The organism is Oceaniglobus roseus (assembly GCF_002869745.1).
Classification (GTDB): Bacteria; Pseudomonadota; Alphaproteobacteria; order Rhodobacterales; family Rhodobacteraceae; genus Oceaniglobus; species Oceaniglobus roseus.
The window spans coordinates 1-21423 of sequence record NZ_PNOS01000055.1 but is presented as its reverse complement, the minus strand read 5'-3'; the positions used below and the strand labels follow the sequence as shown (position 1 = coordinate 21423).

Genomic DNA, 21423 nt, shown 5'->3' with positions numbered 1-21423 from the left:
CCAGCCTCGGTGCGGCCGACGGCCTCGGTCTCGGGATGCCGGGCCCGCTGGCGACCGCCGAGATCGGCGGCGCGACCTACGTGCTCGTCGGCGCCTCCCTCAGTTCTTCGATCAGCGTGCTCGCCCTGGCGGCCGACGGAACGCTCACCGCCACCGACCACGTGCTCGACACGCTCGAGAGCCGTTTTGGGCAGGCTTCGAGCCTTGAAACGGTCCGCCGCGACGGCACCACCTTCGTGCTGGCGGGCGGTGGCGACGACGGGCTCAGCCTGCTGACCCTGCTGCCCGGCGGGCGGCTGATCCACCTTCACAGCCTGGCCGACGGCCTCGACTCGACGCTGGACAACGTCACCGCCGTCGCTGCCGCCGCGACGGGCGCCGGGCTCGCGGTCTATGCCGCCTCGCAGAGCGAACCGGGGCTGACCCGGCTCGGGGTCGATCTCGGCCAGTTCGGCCAGACGGTCACCGGCAACGGCACGGCCGAGCGGCTGACCGGCACGAACCGCGACGACATCCTCTGGGGGCGGGGCGGCGACGACACCCTGCACGGCGGAAACGGGGCCGACATCTTCGTCTTCGACCGGCTGGACGTCGACGTGCGGATCGACGATTTCGACCCCGCGCAGGACCGGCTGGACCTGTCGATGCTGCCGATGTTCCACCACGCCGGGCAGCTCGCGGTGATGGGCGCGGCGAATGGCGTGGTTCTCGGCTACAACAGCTTCACCCTGACCCTGGTACGGGCCGGGGGCGGCACGATCGACCTGTCGGAGATCGCCATCGACACCGCCCTCTCGCACCAACCCACGGGCAACGCCGCTCCGCCGCCCCTGGTCCTCGTCTCGGCCTCGTCGCTGATCGGCACCCGGTTCGCCGACGCCCTGAACGGCGGCGACGGCCCGGACGTGATCCGCGGCAATGCCGGCGAGGACACCCTGTCCGGCAACGGCGGCGACGACACGATCATGGGCGGGCTGTCGGACGACATCCTGACGGGCGGCGACGGCCATGACAGCCTGCACGGCCAGAACGGGGACGACCTGCTGCTCGGCAACGGCGGCAACGACACCCTGATGGGCGGCTACGGCGACGACGTGATCCGCGGCGGCGCGGGCGACGACGAGATCAACGGCCAGACTGGCTGCGACACCATCGAGGGCGGCGCGGGCAACGACACGATCCGCGGCTCCTATTTCGACGATACCGTCCACGGCGAGGCCGGCGACGACATGATCGACGGCGGCGCGATGAACGACCTGCTGTCGGGGGGCGAGGGCGACGACGAGATCAACGGCGTCACCGGCAACGACATCCTCACCGGCGAGACCGGCAACGACACCCTGCGCGGCGGCGAGGGGATCGACACCCTGGAGGGCGGCGCGGGCGACGACCTGTTGGCCGGGGGCAACCATTCCGACCTGCTGCGCGGCGGGGCGGGCAACGACAACCTGCAGGGCCAGGACGGGCTCGACACGCTGGAGGGCGGCGCGGGCGACGACCTGCTGATCGGCGGCGGCCATGCCGACCGCTTCGTCTTCGCCTGCGAATTCGGCCAGGACACCGTCGCCGACTTCGCCGACGGCCTCGACATCCTGCTGCTGGACGATGCGCTCTGGGGCGGCGGGATGACCCGCCAGCAGGTGATCGACACCTATGCCGTCGATCTGGGCGAAAACACGCTGCTCGATTTCGGCGCGGGCGATACCCTGCTGATCCGGGGGGTGGCGCAGCCCCAGCATCTTGTCGGCGACATCGCCTTCTTCTAGGCCCTGAGGTGGCGCGGAGCGAAGCGCCAGCAGCCCCTGCCCCGCTCGGCAGAGGCTTCTGGCGCGAAGGTCACGGGATGGCCACGTTCCGGCTCCCAGAGCGACGCATTGCCCCGGCAGACAGGCGCTGTCCCGGGGAAAAGGACGAAAGGACGGACCCGATGAGCATCGCCAACCAGCTCGAGATCTACATGGCCAGCCTGGTGAACGCCCTGCGCGACAGTCTCGGGCTCGGCAGGCTGCAGCTCGAGGTCCACCTGAACAGCGCCGCCGAGGATCATTCCGGCTGGATGCTGGAGGCGGACCTGTTCCAGCACGAGGGCGCCGGCGGCTCGAGCCCCGGCGCGCGGATGACGGCGGCGGGGTTCGACCTGGTCGCGCCCTGGGGCACGGCCGAGAACATCGCCGTGGGCTCGCTCGACGGGGACGGCATCCTGACGGACGAGGTGGCGATGCTGCACCAGGCCCTGGTGGACAGCCCGGGCCACTACGCGAACCTGACCAACCCGGCCTATACCGTGCTGGGCATCGGGATCGAGACCGGCACCTTCACCAGCGGCGGCCAGGACTACCAGGTGATGATGATCACCCAAGACTTCGCCCATACCGCCGGAACCTTGGATCTCGACCCTTCGGAAACCACCCTGCCCGGCGGCGGCGGCGCGGATCCCGGCGCGACGATCGCGGGCACCGCGGGCGACGACCTTCTACGGGGCGAACCGGGAGACGACGTCATCAACGGACGCAGCGGCAACGACACGCTTCGCGGGGTCGACGGCAACGACAGCCTGGACGGCGGCGCGGGCGACGACGATCTGAACGGCCAGGCCGGGCAGGACCTACTGCGCGGCGGCGGCGGCGACGACACTCTGCGTGGAGCCTTCCACGACGACACGCTCCAGGGCGGCGCGGGCGACGACCTGCTGGACGGCGGTTCGCTGAACGATCTGTTGGCGGGGGGCACCGGCCACGACCGGATCGACGGCGTTACCGGCAACGACATCCTTTTCGGCCAGGACGGCAACGACACCCTGCGCGGCGGTGGCGGAGCGGACAGGCTTTCCGGTGGCGCCGGGCAGGATCTTCTGGCCGGGGGCGACCACGGAGACCGGCTGTCGGGCGGGACTGGGGCCGACACGCTGTGGGGCCAGGACGGCAACGACACCCTGGCCGGCGAAGGCGGCGACGACGTCCTGCGCGGCGGCGCGGGCGCGGACCGCTTCGTCTTCGCCACCGGCGACGGCACCGACCGGATTGCGGATTTCCAGGACGACCAAGACACGCTGGCGCTGGACAGGGATCTATGGGGCGGCGGTCTTGGGGTGACGGCGATGCTCGAGACCTACGGCCGCGCCTGGGGCAGTGCGGGCGTGCAGCTCGACTTCGACGGCAGCCGCGTGATCGTCGCCGGGATCCACGATATCCACCAGCTTGCCGACGACATCCTATTTATTTGAATTCATTTCATAAAGAATATAATCCGGCGCAACCCGGCCGGAAATGGATGATCCGGCAGGAGTTTGCCGCTACACTCGGAATTTCCAGGCTTCGGCGCGGGATCTGGAAACTCTGCGACAAATTCATTCAAGGGGGAAAATTGCCATGTCGATCATCAGCGGAACCGGAGAACTCTCCGGCACGGCCGGAAACGATATTCTCGTCGATTACCAAGGCGGCAACACGACGATCTACGGCGACGGCGGCAACGATCTGATCTACGCCGACCACGATGCCTTCTTCACCGACGAAACGCCTGGCAACAACACTCTCAACACCGCGACCAACATCGACGGCAGCGGGTTCTGGTCGACCTTCCCGAACGAGGACGTCGGCGACACCTCGGTGCCCTACACCACCGTCGTCGGCGAAGGTAACGGCACCTTCGACTGGTTCTCGGTCACCGTCGGCGCCGGCCAGACCCTCACGCTCGACATCGACTACGGCTCCACCTTCGGGCCGGTCCTGGGCGGCGGCAGCTTCGACACCTATCTCCGGCTCTATGACGCCTTCGGCAATCTGATTGCCTCGGACGACGACTCCGGCACTGACAGCGGCGGCCTGGGGAGCGTCAGCTCGCTCGACTCCTTCCTGACCTACACCGCCATCGTCGAGGGAACCTACTACATCGAGGTCAGCCGGTACGTGCAGAACCCGATCCCCGACGGCGCCACCTACGTGATGCAGGCCTCGGTCACCGGCCACGCCAACACCAACGCCGTCAGCGCGGGCAACGATTCCGTCGATGGCGGCGAGGGTGATGACCGGATCTACGGCTTCGTCGGCAACGACACGCTGGAGGGCAACTTCGGAAGCGACACCCTTCTCGGCGGCGAGGGCAACGATCTTCTCCATGGCGACATCGCAGGCTTCACGGATGCCGACGACGGCGACAACCAGCTGTACGGCGGCGCCGGTGACGACACCCTGGAAGGCGGCTCCACCGGCGACGACCGGCTGTTCGGTGAAGCGGGCAACGACATCCTGCGCTTCGGCTTCGGCGCGGACACCGCCGACGGCGGCTCCGGCGACGACCGGCTGGTGGACACCAGCGGGCCCGGCGGCGGGCGGGTGATCGACGGCGGCGACGGGATCGACATCCTGGACCTGAACGAGCTGACGCCGGCGGGCGAGACGCGGATCTCGCTCTTTGCCGGGGTCGTGCGCAACGGCAACGGCTTCGACAGCATCGCCAACATCGAGAACGTCTACGGCAGCCAGGGCAACGACGTCATCAATGCCGATACCGGCGCCAACGAGCTGCGCGGCAATGCCGGCGACGACGTGCTGCGCGGCTTCGACGGCAACGACACCCTGGCCGGCGGGCTCGACCAGGACACGATCCTCGGCGGCTACGGCGACGACCTGCTGTCAGGTGGCGACGGCGACGACAGCATCAACGGCCAGGTCGGCGAGGACACGATCAACGGCGGCGCGGGCAACGACACGCTCCTGGCCTCGTTCTTCGACGACACCGTGAACGGCGGCTCCGGCAACGATTTCATCGACGGCGGCGCGCTGAACGACGTGCTGAACGGCCAGGGCGACAACGACACGATCAACGGCGTCACCGGCAACGACGTGCTGTCGGGCGGCGGGGGCGACGACTTCCTGCGCGGCGGCGCGGGGATCGACACGCTGGACGGCGACGGCGGCAACGACACGCTGGCGGGCGGCGACAACTCCGACCTCCTGCGCGGCGGCAACGGCGACGACGAGCTGCAGGGCCAGAACGGGCTCGACACGCTGGACGGCGGCAACGGCAACGACACGCTGATCGGCGGCGCCAACGCCGACACCTTCCAGTTCGACGTCGGCAGCGACCGGGACCTGATCCGGGATTTCGAGGACAACCGCGACGTGCTGGCGCTGGACCAGGATCTCTGGGGCGGCGGGCTGACCCGGCAGCAGGTCATCGACACCTATGCCTTCGTCAACGGCTCCACCGTGCTGCTGGACTTCGGCACCGACGAGCTGACCCTGCTGAACGTCAACGCCCAGTCCCTGGTGGACGACATCGTCTTCACCTGACCCCCTGCCGGAGCGGCGGCACGCCGCCGCTCCGCATCCTGCCCCCTGCCCTGCCTCCATCGGCCTCGGGCATCCCGGCCCTCGCGACCGCCCCGCCTGCGGCCCTGTTCCGGCCCGGAAGACCCTTCCACCCTCCGGCGTGTCCCCTCCCCTGCCCCGGTAAACGCGGCGCGCGGCGGGTTCACCGGGCGTTTGCCGACCCGCTCCTAGAACTTGCAGCCGATCCCTGCTGGAGAAGCCCATGTCCGACTTATCCCCCCGTCTCGCCCTGCCGCTGCTTGCCCCGGCACAGGCGCAGAAACACGTCACCCACAACGAGGCGCTGCAGCGCCTCGACGCCCTGGTACAACTGACGCTGGAGGCGGTGGGGGCCACGACCCCGCCCCCTGCCCCGGTCGACGGCACCCTCTACGCGATCGGCACGGGGGCGACCGGCGACTGGGCCGGGCAGGACGGGCAACTGGCCTACCGCAGCCCGGAGGGCGTGTGGATCTTCCTCCCGCCGCAGGCCGGATGGCGGGCCTGGGACCTGGACACCGGGCAGCTGCGGGTCTTCGACGGCAGCGGCTGGCCGGCCGCTGCGGGCGCCCCGACGACGCAGAACCTCGACGGGCTGGGCGTCAACACCACGTCCGACCCGCTGAACCGCCTGTCGGTGGCCGCGGCCGGGACGCTGTTCAGCCATGACGGCAGCGATCACCGCACCGCGATCAACAAGGCCGCGGCGGCGGATACCGGCACGGTCCTGTTCCAGACCGGCTTCTCGGGACGGGCCGAGATGGGGCTGGCGGGCAGCGACGACTGGTCGATCAAGGTCTCGCCGGACGGCAGTTCCTGGACCGAGGCGCTGCGTTTCGCTGCGACCACCGGGCTGGCCGGGGGCGCGGCGGTGCAGAGCGGCCAGACGGACGCCGCGGCTGGGCGCCTGATGACCACGGGCGCCTTCGGGCTCGGTGGGCTGCTGCCGCTGGCAGGCAACATCTCGGTCACCGACAATTCGATCTCCACCGGTTTCTATCGCTACCAGACCGCCAGCGGCAGCAGCGGCGCTCCGGCGGCGATCATCAATGCCCACTTGTTGCACACGCGGCGGAGCACCGGCGGCGGCGAGACCCAGATCATAGTGGTGGAAACCGGCAACCAGCCCTTCACCTCCGGCACGCTGATGGCACGGGTCCGCATCGCAGGCGCCTGGAGCGACTGGCGACGGATGTTCGACAACACCAGTGCGGTCGGCCCGGTCTCCCAGAGCGCCGGCCTGCCCACCGGCGGGCTGATGGAGCGCGGAACCACCGCCAGTGGTACCTTCCGGCGGCTGGCTGACGGCACTCAGGTCTGCAGCCATGCCGTCACGACATCGGGCACGGCGGACCTGACGTGGAACTATCCAGCGACCTTCGCCTCGGGCTCGACCCCAGTGCTGTCGGTGCAGCCCGTCTCGGCGGATGCCCGTATCGGGGTGCTGGTCAGCGCCTCGGCCACCCAGGCCGTCGTCGCCGTGCGCGACCTTGCCAATGCCCGCCAGGCCGCCTCCTGCCACCTGACCGCGGTCGGCCGCTGGTTCTGACCGCCCTGCCCTTCCGGGCTGCCGCAGGCCGGAGAGGCGCGTTCAGCGGTCCAGGAGATCGCGGTGATAGCGGTAAAGGAACAGAAGCCCTGTCGTCAGGGTGACCGCGGAGATCCCCATCACGTAGCTGACCGAGACATAGGAGGCATCGTAGGAACTGTAGAACCCGGCGCGCATCATCCCGATGACATGGATCAGTGGATTGTACCACAGGATGTCGCGGTAGGGTTGGGGGATCCCCTCGAAGAGGAAGAAGATGCAGGACAGGATGAACAGCGGCCGCGTCAGGATCGACCAGATGTTCTGCCACACCGCGAAGCGCATGGTCAGGAAGCAGTTCAGCACCCCGATCCCGCTGGCCAGGCTTGCCACCATGACATAACTGAGCACTATCCGCTCCGGATCGATCGCACCCTGGGTGTCGTAGATCATGAAGACCCCGGTGAAGACGATGTATCCGACCAGGATCTGTGTCATGCCGTTGACGATCAGCCGCCCCACCAGCGCATCGATGAAGGTGACGCTGGGATAGGCGAGCAGCTGTCGCGAGAAGCGCAGGGAGTCCGCTATCCTTCCGCTGACCGTCGTGAAGAAGAAGAATGGCACCATTCCGGAGGCGTAGAAGGGTGCGAAATCCTTGCCGATGGGTGGGGCCCGGAACCCGGTCGAGAAAATCAGGGTGAGCAGCGCGATTCCGCCCACCGGTTCGAGAATGGCCCAGAGATAGCCCCCCGGCGACCGGCCATAGGTCGTCTGCATCTCGCGCAGCACCAGAGCCATGATCGACCGCCCCGTGGCCATCGGCCGACGGTGCACCGAACGTAACGCGCCGTTGACTGCGGCATCGTTTCGATCAGGGGGATAGGCCATGGATTTCTTTGCATTGTGGAATTAGACGTCCAGAAAGGTTATGGAGCAGGCGCTGTGCCGACACAACACGAGAGAGGGCGCCCGTGACGCCATCCGATCCGGATCCCGACTCCGACGGCCCGCGCCCCGGTCCCACAGGACAGGAAGGCCGACGTCCGGCCCAGATCAAGGCCGCCGCGGCTCGCCGGGCGGTGGGCCAGCAGGAAGGCAGCGTCCAGCCGCCTCGCGCGCCTTCCCAGGCGCCATCACCTTCGCCAGGCCGCGAGGCCGCCGCGGCCAGACCCGCCGTTTCCCGTATTCCTGCGGCCGCGCCGCGTGCCCGGATGCGAAGGCGGCACTGGCTGGTGCTCGTCAGCTTCCTGCTGATGGTGGTCGCCCCGACCGCGGTCGGCGGTTGGTATCTCTGGATGCGTGCAGCTGACCAGTATGCTTCCTACGTCGGCTTCTCCGTGCGCAAGGAGGAGACGAGCTCGGCGATCGAACTGCTCGGCGGGATCACCGAGCTGTCGGGATCCAGTTCCTCGGACACCGACATCCTCTACAAGTTTCTGGAAAGCCAGGAACTGGTGCGCACGATCGACCGGAAGCTCGACCTGCGCGCCATCTGGTCGAAGGCCGATCCCTCGGTAGATCCGGTCTTCGCCTATCACCCTCCCGGAACCATCGAGGATCTGACCGATTACTGGGCCAGGATGGTAAAGGTCCACTACGACTCCGCCTCGGGGCTGCTAGACCTGCGGGTCAACGCCTTCACCCCCGAGGACGCCCGGGCGATTACGCGCGAGATCTTCGATGAAAGCTCGGCCATGATCAACGCGCTGTCCTCGATCGCCCGCGAGGACACGCTGCGCTATGCCCGCGAGGAGCTGCAGACCGCTGTGGACCGGCTGAAGGCCGCGCGCACCGCGATGACCGCCTACCGCAACGAGAACCAGATCGTCGATCCCGAGGCGAACATCCAATCCCAGGTCGGGCTGATCGGCTCGCTCCAGGCGCAACTGGCCGAGGCGCTGATCGAGCTCGACCTGCTTCAGGGCAATGCCGGAACCTCCGATCCCCGGGTCGTGCAGCTGCGCCGCCGCGTCGAGGTGATCCGGGAGCGGATCTCGGACGAGCAGAACAAGGTCGGCGCCGCGGGCGAAGCGGGCACCACCGCCTTCGCCGACATCCTGTCGGGCTACGAGAGCTTGGCGGTAGACCGGGAATTCGCCGAGGAAGCCTACCGCTCGGCCCTCGCCTCCTTCGATTCCGCTCAGGCCGAGGCCCGTCGGCAGAGCCGCTATCTCGCCGCCCATGTCTCGCCGACTTTGGCGGAGGCTTCGGAATACCCGCAACGCGGGCTGCTCCTGGGGCTGGTGGCGCTGTTCGCCTTCCTGCTCTGGGCCAGCACGGTGCTCGTGGCCTATTCCCTCAAGGACCGCAGATAGCGGCGATGATCCAGCTCGAGAACCTCACCAAGGTCTATTGGGCGCGCGGTGGACGCAAGGTGATCGCCGACAACGTGAACGTAACCTTTCCCGATCGCACCGCCGTGGCGCTTCTGGGGCGCAACGGGGCGGGCAAGTCGACGCTGCTCGAGATGATTGCGGGCAGTCGCGAGCCGACCTCGGGAAGGATCCTGTCAACGGGCGAGATCTCCTGGCCAGTGGGTTTCTCCGGTTCCTTCCACCCCGAGCTGACCGGCGCGCAGAACGTCCGCTTCGTCGCCCGGATCTACGGCGCTGACGCCGACGCCACCATGCGCTTCGTCGCCGATTTCGCCGAACTCGGGGGGCAGTTCCACATGCCGTTCCGCAGCTATTCCTCGGGAATGCGCTCGCGCCTGGCCTTCGGGCTGTCGATGTCGATCGACTTCGACACCTACCTGATCGACGAGGTCACCTCGGTCGGGGACCAGAGCTTTCGCGACAAGAGCGTCGAATTCCTGCAGGACCGGATGCGGACCTCCGCGGCCATCATGGTGTCTCACAACCCGAGCCAGATCCGCCGGATCTGCAACGCCGGCGCGGTGCTGGAGGAAGGCACGCTGACCTATTACGAGGATCTGGAAGAGGCGCTGGACCAGCACGAGCGCAACATGGCCCGCCACCGCCGTACCGCCTAAGGACACCCGCCGGGTTACCTCGTTCCCTTCCATGCCACGTCCGACCGCCACCCGACCACGATGTTTCGCGCGCGAAACATCGCCCGGCTCAGGTTTTCGGTTCCGCGCCGCGCAGCCAGGCCAGCAGCCGCTGCCGCAGTTCGGCATCCACACCTGGTCCCGAAAGCTTCAGCGTGCCGTTGGCAGCGGTGTCGAGCCGGACGCCTGGGCAGGGCTCCTCGGGAGTCGGAGCGGGTACAGGGCGCGCGCCCTCGGCCAGCGCAGCTTCCAGGCAACGCTGCTCGGCCGCGGGATCGGCGAAGTCTCCGTCCTCCAGAACGCGGCGTATCCGGGCGGCGAGGCGGGGATCGTGCTCCAGCGCTTGGGACAGACGCAGGCCCAACCGCTCGCCGATGGCGGCGGGAAAGCGTAGCGCGCCATCAAGTTCGCGCACCAGCACCAGGAAGCTGCCGATCTTCGAGCGCTTCGGTCGTGAGGCGGCATGGAACAGCGCGCGCAGTGCCGTGGCCGGGCTGTCGTGGACCCCCTGGTCCACTGTCCGCAAGGCGATCCGGGCGCGTTCGTAGTAGCTGAGCCCAACCCGGATCTCGTTCTCCTCCACCATCGAGAGATAGGCCTCGGCGGCCTCCTTCGGCGGGCGGATCAAGGCCTGGACGGTGAGGAAGCGCTCCTCCCCGGTCTCCTCCAGCAGGCGACGCAGGGCGCCGAGGCGCCGCCAGCCCGAGATCAGGCCGAACCGGCCCCGAGGCAGGGGGGCGACCTCGATCGGGGTCTGCTGGCCCCGCGCTCGCAGGCTTTCGACCAGCGCCGCCATCTCTGCGTCGTCCGCGGCGATCCGGTCCCGCACGAGGTAGCCGACATCGACGGCGTCGAGCGGCAGGTCGGTGACAAGGCGCCCCTCGGCACGGGCCCGCGACAGGGTCTCGGCCAGTTCCGCCGCCGCGGCGTTCAGGGCGGCGTCGCCAGCGATCCCCGCGATCGGGGCGCGGGAGGCGGGCGGCGCGCCGAGCGGCATCGCTCCGGCAGCCGAGCCGACCTCGGATGGTGCGAGATCCGGACGGTCGGTTTCGGTGCGGGGCAGGGGGGTCAGACGCTTGCGCTTGGCCATTTCTCTCGCTCCTCCGGCAGGCAGGATGCCACCGCGTCGTTCCGGTGACCCGATTCCCCGGAGCCAGTGCCTCGGGGAAAGTTTCGCGCGCGAAACGCGCCGCACGCCAGACCGCTCACTGCGCCGCCTCCGCGGCCGCCGCCCGTTCGTCGCGCCGCCAAGCCCCCACGAGCAGCGCCTTGAAGGCGGCATAGGTGGCGTCGAAGGTCTCGCGGCCGCGGGCATAGGTCTCGCGGTTGAAGTCGCGGTAGTCGGCCTCGTAGATACCCTGCACCTGTTCGCCCGCCTGGCCGATCAGCGCCGTGAAGCCCTGTCGGTGGGGGCAGAGCACGTCGCCGAGATAGGACTGCATCAGCGCCGCCATTTCGGCCTGCTGCACCGGGTCGTAGCGGGTGACGACGGTGCGCACCGCGTCCCACTGGAAGGCCAGCTCCTCCCGCCCGAGCGCCCGGGCGGCCAGGTTCTCGCCCTCCTCGATCGAGCGGAAGGTGGTGGCGAGCATGTCGAAGAACCGCCCCGTGGAATCGAACTCGAGGAACGAGGCGCCGAGGGGCACCAGCAGGATGTCCGCCGCGGCCAGCCCGTTGATCGTGAGGTAGCCGAGGGCCGGCGGCGTATCGAGCACGACGATGTCGTAGTCCTCCAGCACCCCGTCGGCGGCCAGCCGGTCCGACAGCGCGTCCCACAGCGGCCAGCCCCGCGCCTGCATCCGCCAGACCGGCACTTGGAACTCGGCCCAGTAGAGGTTCAGCTGGGCGCCGATCAGGTCGATGTTCGGCCAGTGGGTCTTCTGGATCAGCGCCGCCGCATCAAGCTTCAGCGCCTCGGTCAGCGTGTCGTCGAGGGGCAGGGGGGTCTCGCCCCGGTCGGCGCGGCGCTGGTTCTCGGCCCGCAGGTAGGCGGCGTAGTGGCGCGCCAGCATCGGGAAGACGGTGCGCCACTCGTCCTCGACCCGGCCGCCGAAGATCGAGGTCATCGAACCCTGGCTGTCGAGGTCGATCACCAGCACCCGGTAGCCGTCGAGCGCGGCGGACATGGCGAGATGCGCGGCGGTCGAGGTCTTGCCGACGCCGCCCTTGAAGTTCGCCACGGCGACGACCTTGGCGGGCAGGCCCGCGGGGCGGTAGGGGAGATAGTTCTTGGCCTTCGACCCCTCGGCTCCGAAATGGGCGCGCAGCCGCAGCACCTCGTCGAGGGTGAACCACTTGGCGCCGCCCGCGGTCTCGCTCCGGCCTTGGGGCAGGGCGGGGTTGGCCTTCAGCACCCGGCGGAAATGGGCCTGTGCGACGGGGATCAGGTAGCGGGTGATCTCCCAGGTCGAGAACAGCCGCAGGCTGCGCCGCCCGTCCTCCTGCAGCCCGCGCCCCGCCAGATCGCTGCGCCCCGCGGCGCAGGCCCGGGCGATGGCATCGAAGCCGCCGGTGTCGGTAGGGGTGCCGAGGGCCTGTGCCGCGCTGTCGGGATCGATCCCGAAATAGGGGGGCAGGGGGTCGCGATCCATGCTGAAGCCGCTCCATGTGCGCCGTTTTCGGTAGAATACCGAAAAACGCAGGACATGAAAGGAAAGACCGCACTTCACGGTGTTTTTCTCTCCTCGCAGTCCTGTTTTCAAGGCTTTGGCGAGCTCTGGAAGGGTTCTGCAAGGCGGGGGCGGGGCGACCGGCCGGACAGTCGGCGAAAATTTTCCTGTTATATGAGAGTTATTAAAACGTTACGGATCCTCCGCGGCGGTGCCAAGCCCTTGAAGGGCGCGGGTTTCCGGGGATGCGGCAAGGGCAGGGCGATTCCGATCCCACGATCGCCCGACTCCGATCCCACGTCCGCGCGACTCCGATCCGCCGATGCCGCGGGGCACCATGGCTGGACGCATCCCGCCGCCCCGCATAGTCTGGCGTCACTGAAACGCCGATAGGCCGCGCGCCGCCTTTCGGGCAAAACACGCGACAACGCGAAGACGGGGCGCGGCCAAGAACGGGCAGGGACGGGCAGGCGATGAGGCAAGTGCAGGGGCAAGGGCCCGAGGGCCTGGGGCCGGACCGTCATCCGACGGCCGACTTCTTCCTCTGCGACATCTTCGATGCCTCGCCGAAGGACGACCTCGGCAGCATGGAACATCCGATCTTCTCGCTGGCGACCCGGCCGGACCGGCGCATCCTGACCTACGCCCACAACGGCACCACGGTGCAGGTGACGCCCTCGGTCAAGGGCCGCGCGACGATCCACGACAAGGACATCCTGATCTACTGCGTCAGCCAGCTGATGGCGGCGCTGAACGCGGGGCGCGCGGTGGCGCGCACCCTGCAGCTGACCGCCCACGACCTGCTGGTGGCCACCAACCGCGACACCTCGGGCGATGCCTATGCCCGGCTGCGCGAGGCCTTCGAGCGGCTGGCGGGCACGCGGATCACCACCAACATGACCACCGGCGGCATCGAGACCACCAGCGGCTTCGGCCTGATCGAGAGCTGGCAGATCCTGCGCCGCTCGCGCACCGGGCGGATGGTCTCGGTTACCGTGACGCTGTCGGAGTGGCTGTTCCGAGCGGTGCTCGGCAAGGCGGTGCTGACGCTGAACCGGGACTATTTCCGCCTGAGAAAGCCGCTCGAGCGGCGGATCTACGAACTGGCCCGCAAGCATTGCGGACGCCAGCCCGAGTGGCGGGTGGGGGTGGCGACGCTGCACAAGAAGTCCGGCTCGGCGGCGCCGCTCCGGGTGTTCCGCGCCGCGCTGCGCCGGATGATCGCCGACGGCCACCTGCCCGACTACACCATGGCCGAGGAGCCGGGGGACGCCATCCTGTTCACCCGGATCCGCGCCCGGGCCGCGGGGGCGGAGCTGGCGCCGCTCGCCCCCGAGACCCACGCCGCCGCCCGCGCCGCGGCGCCCGGGTGGGACGTGCACGCGCTCGAGGCCGAGTGGCGCGCCTGGTGGGCCGAGACCGGGCGCCCGCACCTCGTCGCCCCCGACCGCGCCTTCCTGGCCTGGCTCGCCGGGCGCACGGGTCGCGGATGAGCGGCGCGCCCCACGTCCGCATCCTGATGTGCACCTGCAACGGCGCGCCCTGGCTCGAGGCGCAGCTTGCCTCCTTCGTCGCCCAGACCCACGGCGCCTGGTCGCTCTGGGTCAGCGACGACGGCTCGACCGACGCCACCCGGTCGCTGCTCGAGGCGTTCGACCGCGCACGTCCGGGGCGGATCGAGCGGATCGTCGAGGGACCGCGGGCGGGCAGCGCGGCGAACTACATGCACCTGCTCTGCCATCCCGACCTGCCACCCGGTCCGGTGGCGCTGTCGGACCAGGACGACGTCTGGATGGCGGACAAGCTGGCCCGGGCGATCGCCGCCCTCGGCGGGCCAAGGGCGGCCGATTCCGCGGCGCAGCCCGCCGCTTGGGGTGCCCGCTGGATCGTCACCGACGAGCATCTGTCCAACCCCCGCCCCTCCACCCGCTTTCCCCGCGGGCCGTCCTTCGGCAACGCTCTGGTGCAGAATGTTCTGTCGGGACACAGCGCGACGCTCAACGCCGCAGCGCTGGCGCTGGTGCGCCGAGCCGGGCCGCAGCCGGTTGCGCATCACGACTGGTGGCTCTACCAGCTGCTGGCGGGCAGCGGAGCGGACCTGGTGCTGGACGAGGCGCCGGCGCTTTACTACCGCCAGCACGGCCGCAACGTCCTCGGTGCCAACCGCGGATGGAGCGCGATGCTGGCCCGGCTCGGTCAGGTGCGGGGTGGCAGCTTCACCGACTGGACCCGAACGCACCGCGTGGCACTCGGCCGGGTAGCACCGCTACTGACCCCCGCGGCACGGGGGCTGCTGGCCGCCCTGGACGCCGCACCACCTCGGGGTTTGGGACGGATCCGTGCCTTCCGTCGGCTCGGCCTCGTGCGCCAGACCCGCACCGGCACGGCGCTGCTGCATCTGCTGGCAGGCCAGGGCCGGATCTGATTCCCGGATCTGTTTCCTCGGGATTTGTCTCTCTCGCGCGCTCCGCCGGAGAACCGCTCTCCAGAAGCGATCCGGGGCGCTGTCCCCGGAACGGACTGCAATTGCCGGATCTGGGGTGACATGCCATCGAAAGCGGAGCACGCCTGTCGGGCCCGATCCGGTGCGGGATTGCCGCGGCAGGATCGGACAGAGCCCACGGTGCAAGCCGCCTTGCCTCGATTGGTTCGGGCAATCCCGATTTCTTCTGCGGGGCAAAAGACAAAGCCCTTGCCAGGGTCGGCGAAATCTCAATGATCCGATCCATGCTGCGAGATTCCTTCCCTTGTTTACTGCCACACTATGAAGCTGTCGCCGGAGCGCCCGCGATCGAGATGGCGCGTTGGGACGGCGCACGATGAGTGAGGCCGCCCCGGGAGATCAGAGCGCGCGGCCGATCGTGCCGGTGCTGCTGTGCGGCGGATCGGGCACGCGGCTGTGGCCGCTGTCGCGCCAGAGCTATCCCAAGCAGTTCAGCCAGCTGACCGGGGAAGAGAGCCTGTTCCAGGCCTCGGTGCGGCGGCTGGGGGGGCCGGGCTTCGCCGCGCCGGTGGTGCTGACGGCGTCCGACTTCCGCTTCATCGTCGCCGAGCAGATGCTGGCCGTGGGCCGCGACCCGGCGGCGATCCTGCTGGAGCCCGAGGGGCGCAACACCGCCCCCGCCGCCCTGGCCGCGGCGCTCTGGGTCGCGCGGGAGGATCCCGCGGCGCTGCTGCTGCTGGCCCCCTCCGACCACGTGATCCGCGACACCGAGGGCTTCCGCGCCGCCATCGACCGGGCCCGGCCCGCGGCCGAGGCGGGGCGGATCGTCACCTTCGGCATCGCCCCGACCCATGCCGAGACCGGGTACGGCTATCTCGAGCTCGCGGAGGGTGACGGGACAGAAGACGGGGAAGAGGACGGGATCGTGCCGCTCAAGGGCTTCGTCGAGAAGCCCGATGCCCAGACCGCCGCCGCCCTGGTGGCCGGGGGGCGGCACCTGTGGAACGCGGGGATCTTCCTGTTCGCCGCCCGGACCCTGATCGACGCCTGCGCCGCCCATGCCCCCGACCTGCACCCCCCAGTGGCCGCGGCGCTCGAGCGGGGAAAGCCCGATCTCGGCTTCTTCCGGCTGGACCCCGAGGCCTGGCGGGGGACGCGGGCGGTCTCGATCGATTACGCGGTGATGGAGCGGGCGGGCAACCTCGCGGTGGTGCCGTTCGCGGGGGGCTGGTCGGATCTCGGCGACTGGAAGGCGGTCTGGGCGCAGTCGGCGCGCGACGGCGACGGCGTCGCCCTGTCGGGGTCGGCCAGCGCCATCGACTGCCGGAACACCCTGCTGCGCTCGGAGGCCGACACGCTGCAGGTGGTGGGGATCGGGCTGCGCGACATCATCGCCGTCGCCATGCCCGACAGCGTGCTGATCGCCGATGCCGGGCGCGCCCAGGACGTGCGCCTGGCGGTCGAGGCGCTGAAGGCGCAGGGCGCCGCCCAGGCCATCGCCTTCCCGAAGGACCACCGCCCCTGGGGCTGGTTCGAGAGCCTCGTCACCGGCCCGCGGTTCCAGGTGAAGCGGATCCTGGTGCATCCCGGCGCGGCGCTGTCGCTGCAGTCCCACCACCACCGCTCGGAGCACTGGATCGTGGTCGAGGGCACCGCGAAGGTGACGGTGGACGGCGAGGTGAAGCTGGTGACCGAGAACCAGTCGGTCTACATCCCCCTCGGCGCGAGGCACCGGATGGAGAACCCCGGCAAGCTGCCAATGGTGCTGATCGAGGTGCAGACCGGCGCCTATCTGGGCGAGGACGACATCCTGCGCTACGAGGATGTCTACGCGCGGACCTGAGTCGCCGCGTCGGCACCGCCGCCGCCCGCGCAGGGCCGGAAAAGGGCCTGGAATGCGCCGGAATGTTCCGTCACGGACACCCCGTCCCGCACCCCGTCGGCCCCGGGCCGGACGACACGAAGGGCGCGCCCCGCGCGCCGCAAGGAAAGAGAGCACGCCATGCGCATCGCGATGATCGGAACCGGGTACGTCGGCCTCGTCTCGGGAGTCTGCCTGTCGGACTTCGGCCACGACGTGGTCTGCGTCGACCGCGATCCGGCCAAGATCGAGACGCTGCGCGCGGGCCGGGCGCCGATCTACGAGCCGGGGCTCGAGCCGCTGATGGCCAGCAACGTCGCCGCCGGGCGGCTGACCTTCACCACCGACCTGCCCGCCGCCGTGGCGGGCGCCCAGGCGGTGTTCATCGCCGTCGGCACGCCCACCCGGCGCGGCGACGGCCATGCCGACCTCAGCTTCGTGATGGCGGCCGCGGCCGAGATCGCGGGCGCGCTCGACGGCTACAGCGTGGTGGTCACCAAATCCACCGTTCCCGTGGGCACCAACCGGCAGGTCGCCGCGGCCATCGCCGCGGCCAACCCGCAGGCGGAGTTCGACGTGGTGTCCAACCCCGAGTTCCTGCGCGAGGGCGCGGCGATCGACGACTTCATGCGCCCCGACCGGGTGGTGGTGGGCGTGCAGTCCGAGCGCGCGGCCGCGGTCATGGCCGAGATCTACCGCCCGCTCTACCTGCGCGAGGCGCCGATTGTTACCACCGACCTGGAATCGGCGGAGATGATCAAGTACGCCGCCAACGCCTTCCTCGCGACCAAGATCACCTTCATCAACGAGGTGGCCGCGCTCTGCGAGAAGGTCGGCGCGGACGTGAAGGAGGTCTCGCGCGGGATGGGTCTTGACGGGCGGATCGGCAACAAGTTCCTGCATGCCGGTCCGGGCTACGGCGGCTCCTGCTTCCCGAAGGACACCCGCGCGCTGGCGCGTACCGGCCAAGAGGCGGCGGCGCCGCTCCGGATCCTCGAGGCGGTGATCGAGGTGAACGACCAGGTCAAGCGGCGGATGGTCGACAAGATCCTGGACCTGCTCGGCGGGCGGGCCAACGGCCGCGTGGTCGCGGTGCTGGGCGTCACCTTCAAGCCGGGCACCGACGACATGCGCGAGGCGCCCTCGCTCACCATCGTGCCCGCCCTCGTCGGCGGCGGGGCCGAGGTCCGGGTGGTCGACCCCCAGGGCCGGCGCGAGGGGGCGGGGCTGTTGCCGGGGGTGCACTGGCACGACGATCCCTACGGCGCCGCCGAAGGCGCCGATGCCCTCGTCATCCTCACCGAGTGGAACGAGTTCCGCGCCCTCGACCTAGCCCGCCTGGCCGCCTCCATGCGCCAGGCGAAACTGGCCGACCTGCGCAACGTCTACACCCCCGCCGCCGCCCGCGCCGCCGGCTTCACCGCCTACGTGGCCACCGGGCGCAGCGGCACCTTCGGGCTTTCCTCCGACTGAACGCCGATCCGAGTGGCCGGGCGGGATTCCCCTGCCCGACCACCGCGCCGCCTTTCGGATCTGCGAGGTCAACCCCCTTCCGCGGTGGCGCCCGGGCACCCGGAACTCGGCCAAAAACCGCTAAATCTTCGCAAACGTAAGGAATTCCTTACCAATCGGCCGCGGAAAAGAATTTCGTCACGGCCGCCGAGTCTGGTAGGATTTTATCAAAGTTATTCTGTGGGCGCGGTTCTGTCGCCCCGCGCCTATTTTTTGCGCCGTTTATGAAAGGATATTGCTATGCCGCTTACGCCTGAAACCTGGCTTGCCGACTTCACCGCCAACCTCACCACCGCTGACAGCCAGTTCGAACCGCGGATCACCCAGCTGACCAACGGCAACGTCGTGATCGCCTGGACCTCGAGCAACGACACCGGCGTCGGGTCGGAACCGGGCACCGACATCATCGGCCAGATGTTCGATGCCTACGGCAACAAGATCGGCGGCGAGACCCGGCTGAACAACGGCTTCTTCCTCGACAACGAGCGTAACTTCGACATCGCCGCGCTGGACAACGGCCGTTTCGTGGTGGTCTACGAGGACGAGAACGGTTCTGCCGCCAACCAGGCGATCGTCGCCACGGAATGGACCACGACCGCCGGCGGCTTCGGCACCGCCACCAATCGCACCATCGCCACCAGCCCGGATGCCGGGGACATCGTGCGCACGCCGACCGTCACCGCGGCCGCCGACGGCAGCTATACCGTGGGCTTCGAGTTCTTCGATTCCTCGACGAGCAGCAACCTGCTGAACTTCGTCAATGTCACCGCCGCGGGCGCCGTCGGCGCCGTGGATACCGCCATTTCCGGCTCGGACTCGGCGAGTTCCCAGGTGGATTCGGCCCGGCTGACCAACGGCAACGTGGTCTTCGTCTATGATTACGACGGCGCCGACGACGCCATCGCCTATTCGGTGAGGAACCCGGTCACCGGCGCCTCGCCCACCGGCGGCGCCTTCGTGGCCAACACCGCCACCAACGGCGACGTCGACTTCGGCGCCTCGGTGGTGGCGCTGACCGGCGGCGGCTTCGTCATCGCCTGGTCGAACACCGACGCCAACGACACCGACATCGAGATGCAGCGCTACGACAATGCGGGTGTTGCGCAGGGCGGCATCCTCAACGTCGACGTCGGCGGCTCCGACGACAACAACAACGAGGTCGAACTCGTCGCGCTCTCCGACGGCGGCTGGCTGGTGCTCTGGGACGACGATTCCAGCACCTCGAACGGCGGTTTCGCCGGGCGCGGCGAGCGCTACAGCTCGACCGGCACCCAGGTGGGCAGCCAGTTCGTCTTCGACAACACCAACGCCAACCACACCGAGGCGGTGCTGCTGGACGACGGCCGTGTCCAGCTGGTCTGGAACAACGGCGAGATCCACTCGGCGATCCTCGACACCCGCGACAACGCCAACACCGTGCTCGGCTCCTCGGGGCTGCAGACCGGCACCATCGGCAACGATGTCTTCACCGCGGCGGCCTTCGCCACCGTGGTCAACGCCTGGAAAGGCGACGATACGGTGACCGCGTCGGGCAGCACCAAGGAATACCTGCTCGACGACGGCAACGACCGGATGAACGTCGTCTCGTCGATCAATGCCGACATCTACGACGGCGGGTCGGGCAACGACACCATCGACTGGTCGGCGGTGACCGAGGTGGGGGCGACCTTCAACCTTGCCGTCGGCACGGCGACAGATACCGCGGCGAACGTCGAGGCGATGACCAACTTCGAGAACCTGATCGGCACCAACAACGCCGACATCATCATTGGCACCGCCGCGGCCAACCTGCTGGACGGCGGCGGCGGCAACGACGATATCGACGGCGGCAGCGGCAACGACACCCTATTGGGCGGCGCGGGCAACGATACGCTCGAAGGCGGCGGCGGCATCGACAGTCTGAACGGGGGCATTGGGGACGACACCTTCCTCCAGTTCAACGGCTGGACGGGCGGCGATACCTACAATGGCGATGCGGGCACCGACACCTTCGACTGGTCGGGCACGACGGTGTTCCCCGTGACGGCGAACCTCGAGACAGGAACATGGATTGGCGGCGGCGGCCCCCTGACGATGATCTCGATCGAGAACATGATCGACAATGCCGGCGACGGCACCCTGACCGGATCCTCAGTCGCCAACGTGATCGAGGGCCGCGACGGCAACGACACGATCGACGGCGGGAGCGACAACGACACACTGAACGGCGGCACGGGCGCCGACAGCCTGATCGGCGGCGCGGGCACGGACAGCCTGATCGGCGGCGACGACAACGACACGCTGGTCGGCGGGTCCGGCGTGGACGTCGTCGAGGGCGGCAGCGGCGACGACCTGATCCTCGGCACCAACGGCAGCTTCCTCGACAACACCAACGGCGGGGCGGGCAACGACACGCTCGACATCACCGCGGTGACCCAGGTCGGCGGCGATACCTTCGACTTCGCCACCGAGACCATGACCACCTACGGCGGTGTCCTGGACCTGATCGGCATCGAGGTGTTCCTCGACGGGGCCGGGTCCAACCTGATCATCGACCGCGCTGGCGCGCTGACCGTCAATGCCGGGGACGGCAACGACACCGTGCAGGAGAACGTCAGTGGCGGCACCGACTCCTTCGACCTCGGGGCCGGGGACGACCTGCTCGAGATCAACAACGCCGGCATCGGCGGCGACGTCTTCGATGGCGGCACCGGCAACGACACCGTCAGCTTCGCCAATATCTCCTACGGCGGTACTACGGTGGTGATCGACCTCGGCGCGGGTACAATAACCGACGGCGGCGCGTCCGAGAGCCTGGCGAATTTCGAGAACGCGATCGGTTCGCAGGGGTCGGAGAACATCATCGGCACGACTGGAAGCAACCAGATCAACGGTTCGGGTGGCAACGACACGCTCGAAGGCCTGGACGGCGACGACACGTTGCGGGGCGATGACGGCAACGACTTCCTCGCCGGGGGAACCGGCGCGGATGTCCTGGTCGGGGGCAACAACCTCGACACGCTGAACGGCGGCGATGGCGCGGATACGATGAACGGCGGCAGCGGCAGCGACCAGATGAACGGCGGCATCGATGCCGACGTCATGCGCGGGGAAGCCGGCAACGACACCATGGTTGGCGGCACCGGCGGCGACAACATGCGCGGCG

14 protein-coding genes are annotated in these 21423 nt (G+C 69.1%); 11 read left to right on the top strand and 3 right to left on the bottom strand.

All coding sequences use genetic code 11. The features are described 5' to 3' along the window. The 4 genes from A7B20_RS19810 to A7B20_RS19795 form a co-directional block, all read left to right on the top strand. Positions 1 to 1766 (top strand): calcium-binding protein (locus tag A7B20_RS19810; protein ID WP_425437188.1); only part of this gene is annotated, 1766 nt, incomplete at its 5' end. 161 nt (positions 1767 to 1927) lie between these two features. Then, on the top strand, positions 1928 to 3223 hold the full coding sequence (locus A7B20_RS19805; protein ID WP_172961069.1) for a CAP domain-containing protein: 1296 nt from the start codon (positions 1928 to 1930) through the stop codon (positions 3221 to 3223). Between the two features lie 145 nt (positions 3224 to 3368). Next, positions 3369 to 5294, top strand: a complete 1926-nt coding sequence (locus A7B20_RS19800; protein WP_172961068.1) for a calcium-binding protein — start codon at positions 3369 to 3371, stop codon at positions 5292 to 5294. A 241-nt stretch (positions 5295 to 5535) separates the two neighbouring features. Next, positions 5536 to 6861, top strand: a complete 1326-nt coding sequence (locus A7B20_RS19795) for a DUF2793 domain-containing protein (protein ID WP_102110314.1) — start codon at positions 5536 to 5538, stop codon at positions 6859 to 6861. 42 nt (positions 6862 to 6903) lie between these two features. On the opposite strand, the gene A7B20_RS19790 is transcribed toward A7B20_RS19795, so the two are convergent. Further along, entirely contained in the window at positions 6904 to 7731 is an 828-nt protein-coding gene (locus A7B20_RS19790; RefSeq protein WP_245867144.1) for an ABC transporter permease, read from the bottom strand. Positions 7732 to 8054: 323 nt separating this feature from the next. Between A7B20_RS19790 and A7B20_RS19785 the strand changes: the two genes are divergently transcribed. Further along, positions 8055 to 9158, top strand: a complete 1104-nt coding sequence (locus A7B20_RS19785; RefSeq protein WP_245867142.1) for a KpsE/RkpR family capsule polysaccharide export protein — start codon at positions 8055 to 8057, stop codon at positions 9156 to 9158. A 5-nt stretch (positions 9159 to 9163) separates the two neighbouring features. Continuing rightward, positions 9164 to 9835: an ABC transporter ATP-binding protein gene (locus A7B20_RS19780; protein ID WP_102110313.1), complete on the top strand. Its 672-nt coding sequence runs from the start codon at positions 9164 to 9166 to the stop codon at positions 9833 to 9835. Positions 9836 to 9923: 88 nt separating this feature from the next. Here A7B20_RS19780 and A7B20_RS19775 read toward each other — a convergent pair whose 3' ends face one another. Together A7B20_RS19775 and A7B20_RS19770 are read right to left on the bottom strand one after the other, a co-directional pair. Then, positions 9924 to 10943 (bottom strand): ParB/RepB/Spo0J family partition protein, encoded by a 1020-nt coding sequence (locus A7B20_RS19775; RefSeq protein ID WP_102110312.1) that lies wholly within the window; start codon positions 10941 to 10943, stop codon positions 9924 to 9926. 115 nt (positions 10944 to 11058) lie between these two features. After that, the gene (locus A7B20_RS19770; RefSeq protein WP_102110311.1) at positions 11059 to 12444 is read right to left on the bottom strand and encodes an AAA family ATPase; all 1386 of its coding nucleotides are present in this window, start codon (positions 12442 to 12444) and stop codon (positions 11059 to 11061) included. A 491-nt stretch (positions 12445 to 12935) separates the two neighbouring features. Here A7B20_RS19770 and A7B20_RS19765 point away from each other — a divergent pair, with 491 nt between their 5' ends. The 5 genes from A7B20_RS19765 to A7B20_RS19745 all read left to right on the top strand — a co-directional run. Further along, positions 12936 to 13955, top strand: a complete 1020-nt coding sequence (locus A7B20_RS19765; RefSeq protein WP_102110310.1) for a replication initiator protein A — start codon at positions 12936 to 12938, stop codon at positions 13953 to 13955. Beyond that, positions 13952 to 14887, top strand: a complete 936-nt coding sequence (locus A7B20_RS19760) for a glycosyltransferase (RefSeq protein WP_102110309.1) — start codon at positions 13952 to 13954, stop codon at positions 14885 to 14887. The genes A7B20_RS19765 and A7B20_RS19760 overlap by 4 nt, the downstream gene beginning before the upstream one ends. Positions 14888 to 15281: 394 nt before the next feature. Beyond that, a complete protein-coding gene (locus tag A7B20_RS19755) occupies positions 15282 to 16748 on the top strand; it encodes a mannose-1-phosphate guanylyltransferase/mannose-6-phosphate isomerase (RefSeq protein WP_102110308.1) in 1467 nt (488 codons plus the stop codon). Between the two features lie 159 nt (positions 16749 to 16907). Next, positions 16908 to 18239, top strand: a complete 1332-nt coding sequence (locus A7B20_RS19750; RefSeq protein WP_102110307.1) for a UDP-glucose dehydrogenase family protein — start codon at positions 16908 to 16910, stop codon at positions 18237 to 18239. Positions 18240 to 18518: 279 nt separating this feature from the next. Continuing rightward, positions 18519 to 21423: beta strand repeat-containing protein (locus A7B20_RS19745; RefSeq protein ID WP_102110306.1), on the top strand; the 2905-nt coding region annotated here is incomplete at its 3' end.

Coding starts and splice junctions, on each gene's coding strand:
- A7B20_RS19770 (WP_102110311.1), bottom strand. CDS start 12,444: ATGGATCGCGACCCCCTGCCCCCCTATTTCGGGATCGATCCCGACAGC.
- A7B20_RS19805 (WP_172961069.1), top strand. CDS start 1,928: ATGAGCATCGCCAACCAGCTCGAGATCTACATGGCCAGCCTGGTGAAC.
- A7B20_RS19780 (WP_102110313.1), top strand. CDS start 9,164: ATGATCCAGCTCGAGAACCTCACCAAGGTCTATTGGGCGCGCGGTGGA.
- A7B20_RS19760 (WP_102110309.1), top strand. CDS start 13,952: ATGAGCGGCGCGCCCCACGTCCGCATCCTGATGTGCACCTGCAACGGC.
- A7B20_RS19790 (WP_245867144.1), bottom strand. CDS start 7,731: ATGGCCTATCCCCCTGATCGAAACGATGCCGCAGTCAACGGCGCGTTA.
- A7B20_RS19775 (WP_102110312.1), bottom strand. CDS start 10,943: ATGGCCAAGCGCAAGCGTCTGACCCCCCTGCCCCGCACCGAAACCGAC.
- A7B20_RS19765 (WP_102110310.1), top strand. CDS start 12,936: ATGAGGCAAGTGCAGGGGCAAGGGCCCGAGGGCCTGGGGCCGGACCGT.
- A7B20_RS19800 (WP_172961068.1), top strand. CDS start 3,369: ATGTCGATCATCAGCGGAACCGGAGAACTCTCCGGCACGGCCGGAAAC.
- A7B20_RS19750 (WP_102110307.1), top strand. CDS start 16,908: ATGCGCATCGCGATGATCGGAACCGGGTACGTCGGCCTCGTCTCGGGA.
- A7B20_RS19785 (WP_245867142.1), top strand. CDS start 8,055: ATGCGAAGGCGGCACTGGCTGGTGCTCGTCAGCTTCCTGCTGATGGTG.
- A7B20_RS19755 (WP_102110308.1), top strand. CDS start 15,282: ATGAGTGAGGCCGCCCCGGGAGATCAGAGCGCGCGGCCGATCGTGCCG.
- A7B20_RS19795 (WP_102110314.1), top strand. CDS start 5,536: ATGTCCGACTTATCCCCCCGTCTCGCCCTGCCGCTGCTTGCCCCGGCA.